The 20,540-nt window shown below is 32.9% G+C and carries 13 protein-coding genes; 2 read left to right on the top strand and 11 right to left on the bottom strand.

What is annotated here, in order from left to right; all coding sequences use genetic code 11:
• Positions 1–91: 91 nt before the first annotated feature.
• The 10 genes from IAI10_RS11000 to IAI10_RS10955 form a co-directional block, all read right to left on the bottom strand.
• Positions 92–1,561, bottom strand: coding sequence for a sucrose-6-phosphate hydrolase (locus IAI10_RS11000; RefSeq protein ID WP_315673311.1), 1,470 nt, complete (start codon positions 1,559–1,561; stop codon positions 92–94).
• Between the two features lie 12 nt (positions 1,562–1,573).
• The gene (locus IAI10_RS10995) at positions 1,574–2,527 is read right to left on the bottom strand and encodes a carbohydrate kinase (protein WP_315673459.1); all 954 of its coding nucleotides are present in this window, start codon (positions 2,525–2,527) and stop codon (positions 1,574–1,576) included.
• A 38-nt stretch (positions 2,528–2,565) separates the two neighbouring features.
• Positions 2,566–4,464: a sucrose-specific PTS transporter subunit IIBC gene (locus IAI10_RS10990; RefSeq protein WP_315673310.1), complete on the bottom strand. Its 1,899-nt coding sequence runs from the start codon at positions 4,462–4,464 to the stop codon at positions 2,566–2,568.
• Between the two features lie 145 nt (positions 4,465–4,609).
• Positions 4,610–5,452 carry a BglG family transcription antiterminator LicT gene (gene licT, locus IAI10_RS10985; protein ID WP_315673309.1) on the bottom strand — a complete coding sequence of 281 codons (843 nt, stop codon included), beginning with the start codon at positions 5,450–5,452 and terminating at the stop codon, positions 4,610–4,612.
• A 101-nt stretch (positions 5,453–5,553) separates the two neighbouring features.
• Positions 5,554–6,456 (bottom strand): ABC transporter ATP-binding protein, encoded by a 903-nt coding sequence (locus IAI10_RS10980; protein ID WP_315673308.1) that lies wholly within the window; start codon positions 6,454–6,456, stop codon positions 5,554–5,556.
• On the bottom strand, positions 6,449–7,126 hold the full coding sequence (locus tag IAI10_RS10975; protein ID WP_315673307.1) for an ABC transporter ATP-binding protein: 678 nt from the start codon (positions 7,124–7,126) through the stop codon (positions 6,449–6,451). The genes IAI10_RS10980 and IAI10_RS10975 overlap by 8 nt, the downstream gene beginning before the upstream one ends.
• Before the next feature lies 1 nt (position 7,127).
• Positions 7,128–10,136: an FtsX-like permease family protein gene (locus IAI10_RS10970; RefSeq protein WP_315673306.1), complete on the bottom strand. Its 3,009-nt coding sequence runs from the start codon at positions 10,134–10,136 to the stop codon at positions 7,128–7,130.
• Positions 10,137–10,151: 15 nt separating this feature from the next.
• Positions 10,152–11,168 (bottom strand): efflux RND transporter periplasmic adaptor subunit, encoded by a 1,017-nt coding sequence (locus tag IAI10_RS10965; protein ID WP_315673305.1) that lies wholly within the window; start codon positions 11,166–11,168, stop codon positions 10,152–10,154.
• 236 nt (positions 11,169–11,404) lie between these two features.
• Positions 11,405–12,433: a ribonucleotide-diphosphate reductase subunit beta gene (locus IAI10_RS10960; RefSeq protein WP_315673304.1), complete on the bottom strand. Its 1,029-nt coding sequence runs from the start codon at positions 12,431–12,433 to the stop codon at positions 11,405–11,407.
• A gap of 15 nt (positions 12,434–12,448) precedes the next feature.
• Entirely contained in the window at positions 12,449–14,740 is a 2,292-nt protein-coding gene (locus IAI10_RS10955; RefSeq protein WP_315673303.1) for a ribonucleoside-diphosphate reductase subunit alpha, read from the bottom strand.
• 374 nt (positions 14,741–15,114) lie between these two features.
• Between IAI10_RS10955 and IAI10_RS10950 the strand changes: the two genes are divergently transcribed.
• Positions 15,115–16,545, top strand: coding sequence for a TldD/PmbA family protein (locus IAI10_RS10950; protein WP_315673302.1), 1,431 nt, complete (start codon positions 15,115–15,117; stop codon positions 16,543–16,545).
• Positions 16,545–17,852: a TldD/PmbA family protein gene (locus IAI10_RS10945; protein WP_315673301.1), complete on the top strand. Its 1,308-nt coding sequence runs from the start codon at positions 16,545–16,547 to the stop codon at positions 17,850–17,852. Before IAI10_RS10950 ends, IAI10_RS10945 begins: the two co-directional genes overlap by 1 nt.
• A 462-nt stretch (positions 17,853–18,314) precedes the next feature.
• On the opposite strand, the gene IAI10_RS10940 is transcribed toward IAI10_RS10945, so the two are convergent.
• The gene (locus IAI10_RS10940; RefSeq protein WP_315673300.1) at positions 18,315–20,441 is read right to left on the bottom strand and encodes an ABC transporter ATP-binding protein/permease; all 2,127 of its coding nucleotides are present in this window, start codon (positions 20,439–20,441) and stop codon (positions 18,315–18,317) included.
• Positions 20,442–20,540 lie beyond the last annotated feature (99 nt).

Genomic DNA, 20,540 nt, shown 5'->3' with positions numbered 1-20,540 from the left:
AATCTAGTAACCCTATTTTCTATATATGGAAGCATAAAGACATCTCAAGCTAGATTAACTCTGACTTGTGATGTCTTTAAATTTTTATTAATTATATCTGCCAAAAATTAATATCTAAATCTATTTCCCCGCCAATTGAAAAAAATTCTATTCCTTGGCTCTCCTTGGATGGATATATTCTAGAAGTAAATACTTCCTCACCCTCATTAACAAATATCTCAATAGACGATTTATCCATGAATATTCTTAAATTCAGCTTACCGTTATTTTTTATGCTGCATCTCCTGATTCCTTGTTTGCACATACCGCTTCTATTTCTATCAAGCACTAATTTTTCTTCTCGACTGGAATAATAAATCAATGTCTCCTCCTGCAACTTACTGTTGCATCTAAGTCTTATTCCAAAGCTTTCTGTCTTTTCCCAGGAAATATTGCATAATAGCTCATAGCTGTCACCGCATATTCCTTCAAATGAAACACTTTCATCAGAAGCAATAACTTGACTATAACTAATTTCTTTTTTTCTTAAGAGTTTTGTTTCCTCTATTGGAAGCTGGATTAGCTTTCTTTCTTTAATTTTCAACTCTCTCATCATAGTGAGGCAGTGAAGCCAACCTTTTTCTGCTGTTGGAGCCTCTTCTTCCTCAGGAAGTCCCATCCACCCAGAGATTAAAGTTCTTCCCTTTATATCCTTTGTTATCTGCGGAGCGTAAAATTCAAAGCCTCTGTCCAGTTCAATAAATTCTCCATAGCTTAATTTTCCTGTTTCATAATTAAGCTTTCCCATCAGATACCCGCATTGATATATATTATTGTAAAGATCTCCTTGAGCTTGAACTCCTTGGGGACAAAACATAAGTATATCCTCACCATCTACACTGAATATATTAGGGCACTCCCACATATATCCTAAAAAGCTTAAATCCTTATTGTTAGATCCAGCAGCCTCCCCCAGCATACTCCACTCTTTTAAATCTTCAGAGCTATAAATTAAAGCAGTTCCTTTTAGTGCTTCTGTTTGAGCTCCAAGAACCATATACCATAGATCATTATGCCTCCAAACCTTAGGATCTCTAAAATGTCTAGTATATCCTTTTGGCTGATTGCAAATAACAGGATTATTCTCATTTTTTGTGAAAGTTATTCCATCCGAGCTGTGGGCAAGACACTGATAAGTTTCTCTATTATTATTTTCATCCTTCACATTTCCAGTGTACATGAGCGTCATTTTACCATCTACAGAAACTGCGCTGCCTGAATAGCAGCCATGAGTTTCATACCATTCACTTGGGCATAAGGCAATTGGCATGGGCTGCCAATTAATTAAATCACTGCTTTTATAATGCCCCCAATATACTTTTTTTCCCGCTGGATAAAAAGGATTAAACTGATAGAATATATGGTACTCCTCCTTAAAATTTATAAAGCCATTAGGATCATTCATAAAACCTACTGGAGGCATCAAATGATAGTTTAATCTATAATAATCCTCATCGATTCTATACTTACGTTTTTCAATTTCTTTATTAGCATTCATATATAATTCTTGCTCTTTAGACATACTGTACCGCCTTTATAAACTTTCTACTTCCTCTAAAGTTGGAATAGCAGCTATAGCTCCTAACTTTGTGCAAACAATAGCTCCCACCTTATTGGCAAAACTTACAATGCTTTTTGCCTCATCAAAGCTTGATAAAAACCTCTTACTATCCTCCAATAAAGATACCTTATACAAAAAAGCACCTACGAAGGCATCTCCAGCACCTGTTGAGTCTATGGATTTTATTGATATGCTTTCTACAACTTCAATATTTTCTCCATCACTTATCAAAGTGCCATCTTTGCCAAGGGTCACAGCAATAAGCTTTTTTTCTCCCGCTGCTAATGCTTTGACCGCGTCCTTTATGTCTTGGTATCCCGATATTATCCTTGCTTCTTCATCACTAAGCTTTACAAAATCAGCCATAGCTATGCATTCCTTTGAAATATCTATAAAATCTTCCCTATTGTCATCCCAAAGATTTGCTCTGTAGTTAGGATCAAATGAAATAAATATTTCTTTTGCTTTGGCTTCCCTTATCAACCTTAAATAAGTATTTTTCATTTCTCCTTCTAATAAGGCAGTGGCGGAACCAAAATGCATGATTTTATTAGAATATATTTTTTCTACATCTAACTCCTCATATCTTAAAAGTCCATCTGCACCTCTGTTAAATACGAAATCTCTTTCACCATCTGATTTAAGAGAAACAAAAGCAAGGGTAGTATTGGAGTTTTTATCCATAATAAGCATAGATGTGTCCACATTGACTTCTTCTAAGGTATTTTTTAAAAATACTCCAAAAGGATCATTTCCAACTTTACCTAAAAATGAAGCTTTTCCTCCCAATTTGCATATTGCCGCAGTAACATTGGCTGGTGCACCGCCGGCTTTCTTTTTAAAATTCTCACCCTGTACCATAGTTGAGTTTATATCTGAACATATAAAATCGATGAGCAATTCTCCTATACATAAAATATTATTCATAAAATTACAAAGCATAAAATGCCTTGTTACACCTCCTTTTATTTAATGGCTACAGCTACCACTTCATCCTTTTGACTAACTTTGCCCAGCTTAATATTTTTAACATATTTCATATCATCTGTGTTAGTAACTATCACTAATATTATTGATGATTTAGCTTCTTTTTTTACCTTCTCTAAATCAAACTCCAATAGCTTATCACCTTTTTTTATTATGTCTCCGTTTTGAACAAAACTTGTAAAACCTTCTCCATTCATTTTAACTGTATCAATACCAGCATGTATTAAAAGCTCAATTCCGCTGGAAGCTTTTATGGCAATAGCATGTTTTGTTTCGAAAACATGTATGACTTCTCCATCTATAGGAGATAAAACACTGCCGTCAATAGGATCTATTCCTACACCTTTTCCTAAAAGCTCCTGAGCAAAGGTTTCATCTGGTACTTCCTTTAGGCTTAAGGCAATTCCATTGGCAGGTGAAACTATAGTATCTATTTCTTCAGCAGCTTCTGTTTCCGAATTATCAGCGGCTTCCGCAGCTTCTAATGAAACTTTTGAATTTTTTTCTGTTTCATCTTCTTTTATACCTAATAAAAAGGATATAGCAAAAGCTCCTCCAAAGGCAAGTAGCAATCCTATAATATAATTAATCATGGCACCTTGCTTCACTATTGTAAGTCCAGGAATCCCAGTAACTCCTACCGCAGTCATGGCAACCTTAGTAAATACTACGTAACCTCCCCCTATAGCTCCGCCTATGCATCCTGCTATAAATGGTTTAACATATCTAAGATTTACTCCAAATATGGCAGGTTCAGTTATGCCAAGCAGCGCAGAGAGAGAAGCTGGTGCTGCAATTGCTTTAATTTTATTATTTTTACTTCCGAAATATACTGCTAAGGCTGCTCCGCCTTGTGCTACATTAGCCATAGACCATATTGGCAGCAAGAAATTCTTGTGTATATTAGGATTAGCTAACAGACCTGCCTCGATAGCATGGAAGCTGTGATGCATTCCTGTTATAACTATAAGGGGATACAGCCCTCCAAATATTATTCCAGAAACAAAACCTGCGGAATTATAAAGTGACTGTAGTGCATAGGAAATACCGTCTCCTACCCCTCTTCCTATAGGTCCTATGATCAGCATAGTGAATAGGGCTGTAATCATTAAAGTAACAAAAGGTGTTACTAGAATATCAAGCACATCTGGTACAATTTTTCTTACAGCTCTTTCTATATATCCCATAATCCATACTGCTATAAGCACTGGAAGTACCGTTCCCTGATAGCCTACCATGCCTACATGAAGTCCAAAAATTTCTATTTTATTCTGAATTCCATTGCCAAGTGTCCATGCATTTTGAAGATTGGGGTGAATCATTATAGCTCCCAAGGTTGCTGCAAGATAAGGATTTGTTCCAAACTCTTTAGCAGCACTAAACGCTATGATCATAGGCAAAAATACGAAAGCGGCATTAGAAAACATATCTAATAAAGTGTATATACCGCTTTTGGAATTAACCAGATTGAAAGAATTAAGCATTCCTAAAAGTCCCATCAAAAGACCACTTGCTACTATAGCAGGTATTATTGGCACGAATATATTTGAAAGCATTCTAGCAAATCTTTCAAAAGGATTCATGTTTTTCATAGCATCCTTCTTTATATCGGACACACTGCTTTCTGCTATTTTTGTATCTTCTATAAAGCCATTGTAAACCTTGTTTACAGCCCCCTGACCTATAATTACCTGAAGCTGACCGGAACTATTGAATACCCCTTTTACCTGTTCGAGGCTTTCGATTTTCTTTGTATCTACAGCCTGCTCATCCTTTACCACAATTCTAAGCCTTGTGGCACAATGTGTGGCACTTACTATATTTTTCTCTCCACCCATAAGTTTAAGTATTTCTTTACCTGTGTTTTGATAATCCATTAAGATTATTCCTCCTGTTTTATTATTTTGGCTCTGTTTTAAAACATAGTCATTATTTTTTATAAAAAATAAAAGACCTAAATACAGGATTAGCTTATTTAATCCTGTATTTAGGTCTTGCCTGCTTAACCAGTAACAATCCCGACTATTGAATTTTTTTTGATACTATTCTATGAATATGGATAGCTAAATATACAACTTCCCCATCATTTACTTCATAGTCATAATTATTTTCCACAAATTTTTTTATTTTAAGTGCACAATTATATGCAGATTTATAATTTATCTTAATCATGTTCAGCAAAGCCTCTCCCTCTTCAGGAAGCTTTGTTTTCAGCAATATTCTTTGAGCGAAGTATTTTAGGTGAGTTATTAACCTATCATACAAAATATCCTCTTCATCGAATTCCACTGAAAAATTATACTTTATTATATTCAGTATTTTTTGAATTATCTCTGTCATGTTCATGGTGTCATCCATGCCTTCCTTGAAGGCTGCATCAATAATATGGAGGGCTATAAATCCAGCTTCATCTAAATCAAACTTTATGCCAAGCTTCTTTTCTATATAATCAATTGCCCATAAACCTATAGCATATTCTTTTTTATGTATCCTCTGAATTTCCCATATTAAATTATTTTTTATCTTCAGTCCCATATGGTATCTTTTAAACGCAAAGGCCAAGTGATCTGTCAAAGCTATATAAATATGCTCGTCTAGTTCTGAATTTAACTGTTTTTTAGCGTAACTGATTATTTCTTCAGAAACCTTTATATATTCCATATTTACGTCTTTTAACATGCTTTGAAATCTTAGATTCTTGCTTTTATTCTCTATAGCAAAAATTTTCTCTATCTTATCTTCCTCTACGCTTTCACCAATTCTTTTCTGAAAAGCTATGCCTTTTCCCATTATGACCTTTTCTTGTTTTGTTTTCTCATCTACAACCGTAACTACATTATTGTTTATTATCTTTTCTATAATCATAGGCTTTTCCTCATTAAAATTGGATGGAGCTAATACCAAATATAATAATAATTATCCATAGATAAAAACATATCATCTAAATAATAAAATGTCAATACATATTAATTTTTTTCACCTGAATGCAATATTATTCTATCCTCCTCAAGTTTAGCCTTTATTTTCCCTCGCTTTTTTATATTTATTTCTTCTAAAAACTGTTCTGGAATCTGAACTCTATTATGCCTATCCAGTATCAAAAATTCTTCATGGGTGTCTTCATTATCTATATTAGTTACTATGCTTTCTCCATTAGCAGCCATAGCATAAGATTCTTTTGCAATGAGTTCCTTGGATATCTTACCTTCGCTTATGGATACCACTCTTTTTACATTATGAGCTACCTGCATGTCATGAGTAACTATTATTATGGTTAAATTCAGGTTTTTATTTAGATGTTTAAATAAATCAAAAATAGATTCACAAGTTTTAGAATCTACAGATCCTGTAGGTTCGTCCGCAAGCAATATTCTTGGATTATTGGCAAGTGCTATAGCTATAGCCACTCTTTGCTGTTCTCCTCCTGACATTTGACTTACTTTGTTGTTCATTCTACTTGCCATCCCCACCATCTCTAGTAAATCAGAAGCTATTTTTCTACTTTTTTCTCTGGAGTTGGACATTCTTGCTATAAGCTCTATATTTTCAAAGGCAGTAAGGTGGCTTAGCAGATTTCTTCCGCTATTTTGCCATACAAACCCCACTGTGTTTCTTCTATACAGTCTCATCTGCCTTTCTGAGAGCTTAAACATGTCTATGCCATCTACAAATAATTTCCCCGTAGTAGGCTTATCTAATCCTCCTAATATATTTAACAAAGAAGACTTTCCACTGCCGCTGCTTCCTATTATAGCCATAAGCTCTCCTTCTTCTATGGTAAAGTCTAATCCCTGAAGAGCAAACACTTCATCATCCTCTGTTTTATATATTTTGTATAAATTATCACACTCTATTATATTCTTACTCATTTACAACCTCCCCATCCGAAAGATTATATATATAATCAGCTATTGGAACTACCTTAGGATCATGGGTAGTTAAAACTAAAGTGCATCCATCCTTAGCTACCATTTCTTTAAATAATCTAACCATGGCAGAACCAGTATTAAAATCTAATGCAGAGGTAGGCTCATCAGCAAATATTATATCCGGCTTATAGGCTAATACTCTTGCTATTCCTATTCTTTGAACTTCTCCTCCTGACATTTCCTGAGCATATCTATGGAGTTTTTTAGTTAATCCTACCTTAGCTACACTTTCTTCTACCCTCTTTTTTCTTTCTGCTAGAGGTATTTTTTTTATTCTCAGCATAAGTTCTACATTTTCATATATAGTCATGTTGGGAATTAAAGCACCTGCTTGAAATACATACCCGATTCTATTCTGCCTAAAGTAATTTTTCTCACTGTCATTCATTTCGCTTACTTTTTTATTATCAATATATATTTCCCCATTGGTAGGAGCATCAATTATGCCAAGTATGTTCATAAGCGTTGTTTTTCCTGAACCAGATCTTCCTCTTAGCAGAGTTATCGACCCTTTTTCAATTTCTATGCTTATATTTTTTAATGCACTTATAGTACTGGAACCTACTTTAAAATCCCTACATATTCCTTCAGTTTTAATTATAGTGCTCATATTAATCCTCTCCTAATTTTATTGCTTCATTTATCTTTAACTTAGAAATATACCTAATGAGTATAATCAGTGAGCATATAAATACAATAGCTAGTATACTGCCAAAGGATAAATATTCGTCTATATAACTTATATAATTAACTGGCAATGAAAAACTTCCGCTTTTCCACATTCCAGTTATGAGAGGCAAAAATAAATCACAGGCTGCATTTCCATTAATTATTCCTATCAGTACTGAAGCCCCCAAGGTAAATATCTGCTCTATTATAAGAATAAGTGATACTTTTTTAGAATTTATTCCTAAGGAACGATATACTCCAAAGCTCAATTTTCTATTTTTTAATGAATTTACCCAGTAAAGCACAAATGCAATTACCGTAACTATGGTTACGGATATTATTCCCAAGGATAAAATTGCATTAGTAGCCTTCAGAAATGCATTTTCCTTTGCTTCATAAAATTCTATAGAGGTATCCTTATATCCTATTATATTTAAATTCTGTTTTCTCATGGAGTCATATATGTCCTTATTGGAGGTCTTTCCATCTTTTTTTATCCAAACCTCATATGGATAAATGGACACCTTTGAAAATATATAATCAAAATTTCCTATAACCAGCTTATCTGTGCTTAAGTTCTGATAGCCTGGCCAATAATCTACTATCTCCATTACAGTACCATTTACATACAGTCCATTTCCAAGCTTATAGGATATTGTATCACCTTTGTTTATTCCAGAAGCCTTGCTTAAACCACTGGATATTATCACATAACTTCTGTTTTTAGTCATAGCGTTAAGATAATAATACCAGTTATAGTTTAAAAGATTGCTGTCAAACCATGCTATTTTCCCAAATTCATAGGGTTTTATTCCCTGAATAGAAGTGATTAAAGTAGTGCCATTTTTTGTTTTTACGTCACCTTGATTTTTAGCATTTAATACTTTGGTATATGCCTCTACGCCTTTAACATTTTTAAGTCCAGCCTGGGAAGGCTCGTTATATATATACCTTGTTCCATTGTCATTTTCTTCATCCCCTGTAGCATACTCAGTATCAACAGTACTTGACCAGTACTGTTGTATAGTCATATCCGCTCCAACTGAATATTTAACAGTATTTTCATTGGATAAATTAATATTTTTTGCAATCTTAATATCAAATATTCCTATAGCGATTGTCATTATCACAAAAAGCATTATTACATTTTTGACTAAATGATATCTAAGCACATTGATTATAGCTAGGTAGAAGGATGTACCTGACAATCTATTTCCTATAAGAAATAACAATTTAGTCACATATTTATATATCCTTAATGCAAACATTCCAAAACCTATTATGAACACTGTGGAAAGCAAATACAAAAGAGGGTCTACTGGTACGTCTCCGCTCTTTGAAAACATATTGCTGTTTCCTTTTGAGTACACATAATAACCATATATTGATACTCCCAGTAAGACAATATCTAAGTTTTTATTGGTTAATATAGACATTAAATATTTATTTCTACTTCTCTTAGCCTCCACAATACTGCTTTTGGATGCAAAATAAGCCGAAACAAGGAGAGTAGCAAGCATAACCGCTGCAGTCATGATAGCGTATAAATATGAGTTCATGCTAATTAAAAACTTAATAGGTTTCGCTGCTGCATCGAACTCTAAAAATCCTGTTATATAACTTATTGCTTTGCAAATATAGTAACCTATCAGCGGACCGATAACTATTCCTAAAGCGCATATCATAAAGCCTTCGTAAAGATATATTCTCAATATTTCAAAAATACCTATGCCTCTGCTTTTAAATAAGGCAATCTGATCTTTATCAGAATCCACTACAAATCCTGATACCACATACACATAGAATAGTATTATTATAATAATGGGTAATGTAAAAATCCAAATTAAAGTAACATATAAAGACTCATTTTTTGCATATTTGTCAAGACATGCATTTAATGTACACTTTACTTGAATGGTATTTGTGTTTGCATTAAGTTCATGAATTATATTTGGTAAATTGCTATTAATAGCATCTGCCTTACTGCTTTGCATCGAATTGTAGTCATAATCTATTCTAAGGTTCATATCTTTAAAGTATTTAAAATAGAATTCATCTGTTTTTAATATATTTAAAAGTTCTTTTTCAGACACCACTAATTTACCATAAAAATTGTTAGTATCCTTTGCACTCCAAAATTTATCATTTTTCTCCTGAAATACAGCTGCTACCTTAATCTTAAGTGGATGGTCATTTCCATAAGACGTTATTTCATAAGTTTTCCCTATCTCCATATTTAAGTTATCATAGGTGTTCTGATCTACCAGCACATCTGCAATTTTTTCCGAGTCTATGCTTTCTTTCGGCATTTCACCCTTTATTATATCTATATGCTTAGTAATATCAGAAATCCCCACCATATCGCATTCAGCATCTTCATCAGTATTACTTTTAGTTTTATAGTTAAAATCCATTCCCTGAAGGGTTATTGTATTTTTTTTAGCAGCAATTGGGGCATCTATTTTTGATGTTTCTTTATCGAAGTTTTCCTTCAACTGGGTATAATTACTTATGAAATTCTGATAATTTGAATTAACCTTTGTTGAATAAGAAACTCCTAGCATAGCTGGATAAGTTTTATTGCTGTCGCTGCTTTCGCCCTTATTTTCAGAATAATTAAGCTCAGGCTTTTGATAAAGTTCATCTGCTTTACCACTACTGTTATTATCACTACTAGTATTAGTAGTATTTTTAGAGCTACTATCTGTAGCAGTTGTTGTCGTAGTTGAAGAACTGTTGCTTGATGCATCACTGCTTTGCGAGCTGCTTGACGCATTAGAAGTACTATCTGCCTTATAGTTAGCAAAAGTATCTATTAACATATTATTTAAAATGCCTCTAGTGTATATTGGTATACTGCTCACAATAGCTATGGAGAGAAGAAATCCAACTATAAGACTTATAGTAACTTTTTTATCCTTAAGCATATTCTTTATAGTTATATTAAACATGACTTATTCTCCTTCCTATTCACTTATAACAGTATCCTCTTCTGAAACTCCAGACACTATTTCTATGTTAGTTCCATCATCAACTCCTGTTTCTATATATTTATCACTTACTTCACCGTTTTTTATAATTTCTACATAAGGATGATTTCCAGATCCCTTCTTAACCGCACTATCTGGCAAGAATAAAACATTAGACGCCTTTTGCTGCGTATATTTTACGGTAGCTTCATCTCCCAAATTAAGTCCTTTAGTATCGCTGTCAAATTTAAATATTATTTTACTATTGTCTTTTACTGCACCAGTATTATCTATCTCATTATTAACAACTTCTCCATCTACATCCGGCATGGATATTGTGGCTTTAACGCTTATTTTTACTTTTGTTCCAGGAGTAAGTGTTGCATTTCTTACATCACCTTCTACCTGATAGCTGCCTTTATCTGCTATAGTTGCTACAGCTTCAAAGGGCTCTAGTTTTTCATTTATTTTTATATCTGGCATACTTATAACTATTCCAGATGTGCTGGCCACAAGCACAGATTTACTTAGATGATCATTTAATTGATCTAACTTTAATTTTTCAGATTCAAGCTGCAAACTAGCCTTCTGCTTATCATAATCAGATGCATTAGGTGTTTTATTTATCTGGTCGCAATCTAATTGAGCTAATTGCACACTTATTTCTTGCTGCTTTATCTCATATTGGATTTCATCCTTATTTAATTCTGCGATTACATCTCCCTGTTTTACTGTATCGCCAACTTTTACATTCAGCTTTGCAAGATACCCTTCTGCGCTTCCAAAAGATAAGTCTGTTTTTGTAGCAGCTATAACCTTTCCAATTATAGTATCAGTTCTTGCTACATCTCCTCTTTGTACTTTAGCAGTTTTTTGGTTGCTAGCTGCAGATGCTTGTACTAAAGTTGGCACATCATATGTATTTTTATCTTTCGTAAATCCGCAGCCAGTTAATGCGGACGTAAAAACTATAGTTAGTATTACTACCATTATAGCGTATGACCTTTTAAGCATTTTCTAATCCCCCATAAATTCTTTATTTATATAGTCTTTAGCAGATAATTATATACATTTGTTAAAAATATATCAATAATTATGATAATAATTGCTTAAATAGCATTTTATTCAATAATTCCCATTAACATAATACGCGTTTTTGCATAAAATCGTTTTCTTTTTGCTAACATTTAATAATAAAAAAACTGATAAAGACTGTTAATCCTTATCAGTTTTTCTGTAAAATATGAGATTTACTCTAATTCATCAAAATCAAAAGCAGCAGCTTTTGTATAATTTGTTACTTTAGCCTCAAAAAAATCTGTTTTTGTGCTATTGAGCCTCGCAAAGCTATCTATCCACTCCATAGGATGCTGTGTGTGCTCTGGATAAAGTATCTCCAAGCCTATAGCTGTAAGCCTTATATTAGATAAATACTTAATATATCTATCTATGAGCTCTGCATTTAACCCTAGTATTTCATTGTTAGTAACATACATTCCCCATTCTATTTCATGCTCCACACCTATTTTCATCATATTTCTAAATTCTTCATCCAGTTCTTTAGAGAATATTTCTGGATTCTCTTTTCTAAGCTCTTTAATTATATTTTGAAATAGGACCAAATGCGTAACTTCATCTCTGTTTATATATTTAAAAATAGTACTGGTAGCAGTCATCTTCCCTTGTCTAGCCAAGGTATAAAAGAAGCTGAAGCCTGAATAAAAATATATCCCCTCCAATATATAATTAGCCATTATAACCTTAAGAAAATTTTCTATACTATTATCATCACTAAAGGCCTGATATATTCCTGCTATAAACTTATTTCTCTTAAGAAGATGCTTATCTTCCCTCCATTCATCATATATCTTGTCTCGAGTTACCGGATTGGTTACTGTATCCAATATATATGAATAGCTTTGTGCATGAATCTCTTCCTGAAAGGCCTGAATGTTTAAAAGTGATGATACCTCAGCAGCAGTTATATATCTGGATATATTAGGTAAATTTTCACTTTGAACAGAATCTAGAAAGTTTAAAAAGGATATTATCTTATCAAAAGCATTTCTCTCCCCATCTGTAAGGTATGGGAACTGTTTAACATCCTCATTTAGAGCAATTTCTTCTGGTATCCAGAAATTATTAAGCATGGTTCTGTACATGTCATTGGCCCAGTCATATTTTATTCTGTTCCATTCTCTTAGATTCGTAGTATTTCCATTTATCATTGACTCAGTTCCACGAAGCCCTTCTTCATTAAATATTTTTTTCTTTAACACAAAATCACCCTCCTATTAGCTTGAACAGCTAGTGCATTCATCCATTTCCAAAGATTTATTTCTAACATAGTAAATAGTTTTTACCCCTTGTTTCCAACAGGATGTATACATATCTAGTATTTCCTTAGCTTTCACCAGAGGAGTTATATATAAATTAAAGGACTGTGCCTGATCTATATGCCTTTGCCTTGCAGCACAAGCTTTTATGCTCCACTGCTGATTTATAGTGTGGGCTTCTTTATAATACCAGAAGTTTTCATCATTTAAGTCTGGCGCTGTTTTCGGAGTGAAGCTTCCCTTTTTCTCCTCTATGAAGAATTTTTTAAATACAGGATCTATTCCAGCAGTAGTATTAGCTATATTTGAAGTACTGCCTGTTGGCGCAATAGCCATTATATACCCGTTTCTCATACCGTACTTTTGAACCTCTTCCTTCAGAGACCTCCATCTTTCAGAAGTATAGCCTCTTCTCTCAAAATACTTTCCAGTCTGCCACTCCGATCCCTCAAAGGCTGGATAAGCACCCTTTTCCTTAGCTAATTCCATGGAAGCTTTTATAGCATTGTATGCTATTTCTTCAAAAAGCTTATCTGCCACCTCTAAATGTCTATCGCTTTCCCATCTTATTTTGTGGTTGGCTAGATAATGATGATAGCCGCTGGTGCCAAGTCCTATAGCTCTATACTTGTCATTAGTAACTCTAGCTTCCATTACAGGTAATTTATTTAAAGAGATAACATTATCCAGCATTCTTATCTGAAGCGGAATTATATCCTTAAGCTCATCTATTTCAACCTTGCTTAAATTAGTAGAATTTAAATTGCAGGTAACCATATCCCCAGATTTAACTTTAGTTATTACAGTGCTATATCCATTTTCATCCTTTATCTCTTCTTCTATGAGCTCACATTCACTCATATTTTGAGCAATCTCATGACAAAGGTTAGAAGCATAGATCATTCCAGCATGCTTGTTTGGATTAGCCCTGTTTACAGTATCTCTAAAGAATATAAAAGGTGTTCCAGTTTCAACCGCACTTTTCATTACTTTTTTCATTATATCCAAAGCCTTAATTGTTTCTCTCGGAATATCAAGATTTTTTTCACATGCTATATATCTGTTTGTAAATTCTTTTTTATCCTCATCATCAAAGAAGTCTTCCAGACTATATCCCATGATTTTTTCTACCATATATGGATCGAATAAAGACCATTCTCCTCTGCTTTCAAGCCTTTCCATAAACAAATCTGGAATGCTTAGCGCTGGGAAAATATCGTGAGCTTTTCTTCTATCATCTCCATTGTTAGTTTTAAGATCTAGGAATTCATATACATCTTTGTGCCAGACGTCCAAGGTTATAGATGCTCCACCTTTTCTCTTCCCAAGCTGATCTACAGCTACAGCGGTATCATTGTAAAGCCTTATCCACGGAATCACACCTCCAGAGGCATTTTTATGTCCTCTTATTTCACTATTTAAAGCTCTTACCTTACCTAAATATATGCCTAGGGCTCCACCATGCTTAGATACCTGAGCGAATTTTTGATTTACATCATAAATTGACCATAGGTTATCCCCCACGGAAGATATAAAGCAGCTGCTCAACTGATAAAAAGGTGTTCCTGCATTTCCAAGAGTTGGCGTAGCTACTGTCATTTTTAGCTGACTCATTATGTCATAGAATTTTTTAGCGTAATATACTTTTTTATTCCCTTCAGGTATAGCAATATGCATAGCAATAGTCATAAATCTTTCCTGAGGAAGTTCAAGTATTTCTCCTTCATAGCCCTTTATTAAATATCTATCATTTAAAAGCTTTAAACCTTCATAATTAAAAAGTTCATCTCTTTCAGGCTTTATGTATGCTGCTAGTTCCTCAATGTCCTTTGATGAATAATTCTCTATGAGATACTTACCATATAAGTTTTTCTCCACTAATTTATATACTAAAGAACTATAATCTCCATAACCAAAATAATCATAGTCTCTATTTATTTTAGCTTCCTTGTAGAGGTCGAATACTAAAAGCCTTGCAGCCACATACTGCCAATTAATATTAGTTTTCTTTACCTCATTTCCAAATTCATCTTTTCCATTCTGTATTACTTTTTCAATAGCAGTTTGTATGAGGGTTTTCTGTATTTCCTTTGTAGTCATACCATCTCTAAACTGTATTCTTGAATCCATTTCAAGCTCTAAAGGATCGCAACCTTCTATGCCTTTGCAAGCAAGACTAACCATTTTTTTAGTTTTTTCTACAAAGAGAGGTTCGAATTCACCATTTCTTTTTCTTATTTTAATATCCATGCCCCTATCCTTCACTTTCTACATAATAATTATTACATAACAATTACTTTTGCATTTATTATAAAAGCAAAATGAAATAAAAGCAATTTATAAATTGGTCTATTTTTCTATATGTAGTATAAAAAACTCATTTTTCCACACTATATATTGTGTTTTTTATGCATTTTAAAATTTAAAAAGGAAAGCTGCTCTTTTTCCAATTTATTAATTTAAAGGCATTAATTATGCAGAAATTATATTTTTATTGCAAAAATCATAATACACTTGAAGTTTTTCTCTCATAGGACTAAAATATATGCCATGTTAGCATGCTTATATTCTTATCAATATAATAATGCATTAAAGCATAATATAGTATAAAAGGCGGGGATGAAATGCAAGTTAAAATGTCCAGTTTCTTATTAGAAAAAAAAGAGACATTAAAAAAATTAATTGGGGAACTTGAAAAAGATTTCAAGTATGTATCAGTGCTTGGAACTGACAGTAAAGGCAAGGTTTATTCTGTACAAAGAACTGGTGTAAGCATTGACGATTCACAAATGTGGAACGAAAGAGGCTTTGTTGCTAGAGTGTTTAACGGGGTAGGCTATTCTGAGTATTCCTTTAACGAAATTGATGAAAGCAGCCTTTCAAAGGTAGCTGCTACTATAAAGAATAATGTACTAGCTGAAATAGAAACTCTTAAAGCTAAAGTAGCTTTAACAGCTTATCCAATCATTGAAGAGGAAGCTATTACTTCAAGTTTTCTAGATGAAGGTGAAATACTTCCTCAAAATGTGAATGACAAAGACGTAATTGAAAAAATGACAGCTCTTAAGGACAGAGGAATTGCTTCTTCAGATCTAATAGTGGATACTAGAGTAAGACTTCAAACTGTACAAGTATCTAAGATATTTGTTTCTAGTAAAAAGGATTTAGCCCAATCTTATATTTGGAGCGAAAGTTATATCTTCGCTCTAGCAAGAAGAGATAATAATGTAAAAGTAAATTATGAAAGCTTTTCTGGCCTTAAAGGCTTGGAAATTCTTGATGAAATGGTAGAGAGAGTTGAGCCTATAACAGCTATGGCTGTTAAGCTTCTTGATGCTAAGCCTATCGAGCCTGGTGAATATGATGCAATCTGTTCTCCTACTGTTACAGGTATGATTGCCCATGAAGCTTTTGGTCATGGAGTAGAAATGGATATGTTTGTTAAAAATAGAGCAAAGGCTCCTGAATATATGAATAAGCCTGTAGCCTCAGAGCTTGTTACTATGCACGATGGTGCGGCCGCAGCTCATCATATGTCTTCATACCTATTCGATGATGAAGGTGTACTTGGAACAGATACAGTAGTAATAGACAAAGGTATATTGAAGGCTGGTATTTCTGATACCTTATCTGCTTTAAGACTAGGTACTACCCCAACTGGAAATGGAAAGAGACATTCCTTCGAAAGAAAGACCTATGCTAGAATGACAAACACCTTCTTCGAAGCAGGTAATGACAAGCTTGAAGATATGATTGCTTCAATAAAGCATGGCTACATGTTAGAATGTCCTTCTAGTGGTATGGAAGACCCTAAAAACTGGGGAATCCAGTGTATGGTTACCTACGGCATAGAGATTAAAGATGGTAAGCTTACTGACAATTTAGTTTCTCCTATAGTTCTCACAGGTTATGTACCTGATTTATTAAAATCCATTTCCATGGTTTCTGAAAAAGTAGAAATAGGTGGTTCTGGAGCTTGTGGAAAAGGCTATAAGGAATGGGCTAAGGTTTCTGACGGTGGTCCATACATGAAGGTGAAAGTGAGGTTAGGATAATGATAAATACAATAAAAAACATATTAGACGGCTTTGATATAAAAGCTTATAAGATAGTAGAAGATTGTACAACTTCTGAAGAAGTATTTTTAGTAAAAAAAGATGTTGATATAACTAGAAGTAAGGATGTACATCATTTCAAAGTTACTGTCTATAAGGATTTTACAGAGGGAAATTCAAAATTTACAGGAAGTGCAGCTCTTGATATCCATCCAACTATGACAGAAGCTGAAATAAAGAAATCTATTGAAAGTGGAATATTTGCAGCAGGTTTTGTTAAGAATGAATATTATGAACTTCCAAAGGGTGAAGCAAGTACCACAAAGAAGCTTACAAGCAATTTCGCTGAGCTTCCTCTAAATGCTTGGATGCCTAAAATAGTTGATGCCCTATACGTATATGACACAGAGGAAAAAGGCGGCATCAATTCTACTGAAATATTCTTAAACAAGAATTATAAGAGAATAGTTACTTCTGAAGGAACTGATGTAAGCTACGAAAGCTACGACGGAATGCTTGAATTTGTAACCAACTGGAAAGAGAGTCCAGAAGATGAAGAGATAGAATTATACAAAGCTATCACTTTCTCTGATTTTGATGCAGATTTTATAGCTAACACTGCTAAAGATATGATATCACGTGCAAGTGCAAGAGCTAAAGCAAAGGAAGCTGCTCCTTCAGGAAAATATAAGGTTATATTAACTGGTGGAGATTTGGTTAAAGAAACTTTATCCTATTATTACTACAAAACTGTTGCCTCAGCAGTTTACAATAAAATATCAACTTTTGAGGTTGGAAAATCTGTTCAAGGAACTGATATAACAGGTGACTTAATAAATGTTTCTCTTGATCCTACTATAAAAAATTCTATTCATTCAGTTCCTTTTGACAATGATGGTATCGCTTTATCACCAGTTTCAATCATTGAAGACGGAGTGCTTAAAGCTTACCATGGAGACCTTAGACACAGCTATTATTTGAAGCAAAAGCCTACAGGAAGCATTGGAAACTTTATAGTAAAAACAGGCAATAAAACCACAGCTGAAATGAAAAGTGAACCATATTTAGAGCTTTTAACCTTCTCAGATTTCCAGATGGACCCTACCACAGGTGATTTCGGTGGAGAAATAAGACTAGGCTTATACTTTGATGGCAATACTGTAACTCCTGTAACTGGCGGATCCCTATCTGCTAACATACAGGAGTTAGAAGGTAACATGCACCTTTCAAAGGAAAGTGAAAGTGATGAAGGCTTTGTTGGTCCTAAGTCTTTAGAGTTCTATAATGTTACTATAGCAGGAAAATAATTAAAATTATTAAAGGCATGCTACAAAAGGTAAATTACAAATTAATGTAATTTACCTTTTATTATATCCTGTTATAATATATAGATTTATAGACTAAACGAAATTTTAAACCCAATGTTCTTCAAGAATATAACTATATGTTTTTATAACTTACCGAGCCAAATATTGCTGAAATGAATAAAAGTATAAATATTATTAAAATGAAGATTATAAGTAGTATCTTAATTGCTTTTGTCATAATATCATCCCCTTTTAATATTTGGCTATGTTTTAAAAGGATGTTGATAAAGGCGTTTTTCGCAATGGCATGGTTTCTTTCAGAACCCATGGGATGAACTCAAACGATAATATCAACATTTTAAAACATAGCCTACCGAACTAAAGGAAGTTTTAAATCAGTGAAAAATCAACACTGATTTAAAACAGAACCTAATATTTTTATATGGCACCCTAGCAAAATAACTACTTATTATTTCTTATAGCATCAATAATATCAATTCTGCTTGTTTTCCATATAGAGGATATACCAGATACTATTACTATAAAGAAGGATAAGAAGAAACTAAATGCAACTGATGATATGGAAATTGTAAATATATCATTAGACCCAATAATAAAATTTCCAAATACCATTAAGAATGTAGCAACTATCATTGAAAGAATAAACGTTTTAGTCGCTACCCTAGCCATCTCATATGCTACTAAAAAAACTACATCCTTTGTAGTTAATCCTATAGCTTTTAAAATTCCTATCTCTTTTTTTCTAGTTCTATTTTTAAAGTAATATACAAAGTAAAACATAATCATTACTATTATTATAAGGATTAATGATATAACTCTCATAATGTTTTTTATCATATGTATATTATCCTGAATCCTGTGCACATCTAGTCCTTTACTAATAACATTTATTGTGGGTGATATATTTTCTATTTTTGCTTTAATATTAGAAATATCTTCATAGCTGTCACCATAAATCACTAAAGCACTAGGTCCAAGTTCTTTTTCTGGAAATCCTGAAAATGTTTCTTGATAGTCTATCTCCTTATTTTCGCTCAATATTTTTGACATTTCATTATAATCAAGTAAAATAATATTTTTATTTTCTTCAGAGCGCTGATAAGAATACGAGTTAGGAAGTATGCCTGTTATTTCTTTCTTTATTGATACTAATTTACTAATAGCTCCATCAATTTTTAATGTTTCTTCATTTTTAGTCCCATTTTTTCCACTAGGTTTCGTTGTCTGACTATCATATAGCTTTACTGGAACAAAGCATTTAATCTCCATACTCTTGCCAATTAAATTACTTGGATTATCACTTAGTGTTTTAGCAAAAGCACTTGTTAATATAAATCCATTTTTGTAACTATTTTTATTACTTGTGTATTCCAGAAGATTTCCTATTTGTTCTTCTGGATATAGTGGTAATATACGAAATTGTGCCCCCTGATTGCTATATATATAAGGATTACTATACTCTACTTCTTTTATACTTTTAGACTTATCAAATATGTTTATTTCAGCTTTTTCAGTATTTTGTTTTGTAATGCCAAAAGATGTGAATTCATAGTATGAGTAAATTTTATTAACATTGGGGACAGTTTTTATCTTTTTTAAATCTTCTTCCGAAAATTTCAATGCATCTCCATAGTCGGTTTGAGAATTGAGTCCAAGAGTGTCGTTTATTACAAACATACTCCTTTCCGAAATGGCATTTATAAAATCCTTTTGCTGCTTGCTAAAAGAGTCCCCAAAATTTATAAATAATGTAGCAACTGCGGCAATTATTGCTGTAATTATTATTAATACTAAATTTAGCCTTTTCTCTTTCCTTCTATTTTTAGTATAATGTGTTATAAATCTATATATATTTTTTTTATCTTCAACCTCACTATTTCCACTTGTTTTTCTAATATCATTTGCGCAAGTTTTTATTGTTTTAAGCTTAAAATCTTTTATCTCATATACTGCATCAGCAATTTCAGCGACCTTTTCGTCATGAGAAACAATTATTACAATTTTGTTTAATTCCCTAGCAAGTTTTTTAAATAACTCTAAAATTATATTACTGTTGTATAAATCCAAGGAAGCTGTAGGTTCATCAGCTAAGATAATATCTGCATCATTCATAAGTGCTCTTGCTATGGCTACCCGTTGTTCTTCTCCACCAGATAAACTTGCTGGATAATTATTAGATACCTTTGTTAGTCCTATATAATCAATCCATTTCTGGGCTTGTTCTTTTGCATAGGAGTAATCTTTAGACAACATATTCATAGGTAACATGACATTATCTATTGTTTTCAATTCTTGCAATAAATTATTTTGCTGGAATACAAATCCTACTTTTTTTAATCTAAATTTAGCTTTTTGAGCTTCATCATTAAAATTTATATTTTGGCCGTCCAAACTATAGGAACACTCAGGATTTGGTTTTTGGATTAATCCTAAAACATTTAATAATGAAGATTTTCCAGAACCTGATGGTCCTTTAATAACTGTAACTGCTCCTCTGGGAAATGTTATACTAACATTGTCAAGTATATTTGAATCATATTTTATGGTTAAATTTTTAATTTCTAACATATGTACACCTACCATAAAAATTATTATAAAATATCATCATAATAATTTAGAGCTTTCTATAGAAAATTCTATAGAAATGGATAGCTCTATGAGTTAATT

This window comes from Clostridium sp. 19966, assembly GCF_032335695.1.
Classification (GTDB): Bacteria; Bacillota; Clostridia; order Clostridiales; family Clostridiaceae; genus JACTOJ01.
Note: the sequence above shows the minus strand (reverse complement) of the source record. Positions and strands in the feature narration are given on the sequence as shown.

Bases quoted from the DNA above. Each gene is read 5' to 3' on its own strand.
- IAI10_RS11000 (WP_315673311.1), bottom strand. From the start codon at position 1,561: ATGTCTAAAGAGCAAGAATTATATATGAATGCTAATAAAGAAATTGAA.
- IAI10_RS10995 (WP_315673459.1), bottom strand. From the start codon at position 2,527: ATGAATAATATTTTATGTATAGGAGAATTGCTCATCGATTTTATATGT.
- IAI10_RS10990 (WP_315673310.1), bottom strand. From the start codon at position 4,464: ATGGATTATCAAAACACAGGTAAAGAAATACTTAAACTTATGGGTGGA.
- licT (WP_315673309.1), bottom strand. From the start codon at position 5,452: ATGATTATAGAAAAGATAATAAACAATAATGTAGTTACGGTTGTAGAT.
- IAI10_RS10980 (WP_315673308.1), bottom strand. From the start codon at position 6,456: ATGAGTAAGAATATAATAGAGTGTGATAATTTATACAAAATATATAAA.
- IAI10_RS10975 (WP_315673307.1), bottom strand. From the start codon at position 7,126: ATGAGCACTATAATTAAAACTGAAGGAATATGTAGGGATTTTAAAGTA.
- IAI10_RS10970 (WP_315673306.1), bottom strand. From the start codon at position 10,136: ATGTTTAATATAACTATAAAGAATATGCTTAAGGATAAAAAAGTTACT.
- IAI10_RS10965 (WP_315673305.1), bottom strand. From the start codon at position 11,168: ATGCTTAAAAGGTCATACGCTATAATGGTAGTAATACTAACTATAGTT.
- IAI10_RS10955 (WP_315673303.1), bottom strand. From the start codon at position 14,740: ATGGATATTAAAATAAGAAAAAGAAATGGTGAATTCGAACCTCTCTTT.
- IAI10_RS10950 (WP_315673302.1), top strand. From the start codon at position 15,115: ATGCAAGTTAAAATGTCCAGTTTCTTATTAGAAAAAAAAGAGACATTA.
- IAI10_RS10945 (WP_315673301.1), top strand. From the start codon at position 16,545: ATGATAAATACAATAAAAAACATATTAGACGGCTTTGATATAAAAGCT.
- IAI10_RS10940 (WP_315673300.1), bottom strand. From the start codon at position 20,441: ATGTTAGAAATTAAAAATTTAACCATAAAATATGATTCAAATATACTT.